We start from the raw sequence: 1,075 nt of genomic DNA, 5'->3' as shown, positions 1-1,075 counted from the left end.
GGTCACACCGGCGGGGGTGGCGGCGGTGGCGGTCACACGCCGCCCCCGCCGCTGCCGCCCCCCGGGAAGATCCACCACAGCCCGGAGTCCGAGAAGCACATCCTGCAGGGGGACGGCGGCAAGCAGGGCGGCCACCTCGCCGGGACGGGCATCCCCAACAAGACCGAGTTCCCCAAGTCCTGGACCCCGAAGAAGATCATGGACGAGAGCCTGGACGTCGCCAAGAACGGCACGGTGACCCACGGCCCCAAGCCCACCAAGGACGCCCACGGCAACATGCGCATGAGCTGGGAGAAGGAGGGCACGCGCGACGGGGTCACGATCCGTGTGATCGTCCTGGACGACGGCGAGATCCGCACCGCGTTCCCGGTCGCGGGGAAGGACCTGATCTTCAACCCGCCGTCGCCGCAGCGCCCCAACGTCGCCTCGCCGAGCTCGTCCCCGCGCTACAGCAACCCGGCGCTCGGGGGCAACGGCGACTGGACGTTCATCGGCAAGAAGAAGGACAGCATCATCAAGGTGGTCACGGACGGCCAGGGCCACGTGCTGTCCCAGGACAGCTGGTCGGTCTCGACGGCTTCAAAGACCGGCATCTCGACGTTCAAGGGCGTCGACAAGGCCACCGGTGACCCCTGGAAGGTCGTCGTCGACAAGGACGGCAACGTCCTGTCGCGCGAGGGCCAGGTCCCGCCGGACGCGGTCTGGCTATCGTGATGGCAGCACACCCGAAAGGACCAGCAACCTTGACGTACGAGGAGACGGCCGTCCTGCTCCTGCGGCGGCTGACCGGCCGGCTGGACGACGACACGCTCGACAGCCTGTGGGGCTACGCCGGCGCCGGCGAGTGGGCCGTGCTGGAGGACACCCTCCTCGCGGGCCTGGAGTACTGGCGGACCCCGGTCACCCCGGCCGAGATCGAGCTGCTCGCCACCCTGCCCGACGACCCCGCCGCCCTCGACGTGGCGAAGCTGGCGATCACGGACCGGGTCGAGCTCGCCTACGCCTTCCTCGCCGGCCCGCCGGTGGGGGCGGCGCCGGCGGGGGCGGCGCCGGCGGGGGCGGCGCCGGCGGGCGG

Annotated in this window: 2 protein-coding genes; both read left to right on the top strand. The window is 71.6% G+C overall.

Annotated features, from left to right (window positions below):
- On the top strand, positions 1-714 hold a 714-nt coding region (locus ACQRUO_RS39495), incomplete at its 5' end, for an EndoU domain-containing protein (RefSeq protein ID WP_428321011.1).
- 29 nt (positions 715-743) lie between these two features.
- Positions 744-1,075, top strand: a 332-nt coding sequence (locus tag ACQRUO_RS39490; RefSeq protein WP_428321010.1) for a hypothetical protein, incomplete at its 3' end; no start/stop codon positions are given.

It is taken from the genome of Kitasatospora sp. LaBMicrA B282 (assembly GCF_050325825.1).
In the GTDB taxonomy this organism is placed as follows: Bacteria; Actinomycetota; Actinomycetes; order Streptomycetales; family Streptomycetaceae; genus Kitasatospora.
The sequence above is the reverse complement of the archived record's forward strand: the minus strand, read 5'-3'. Positions and strand labels throughout refer to the sequence as shown.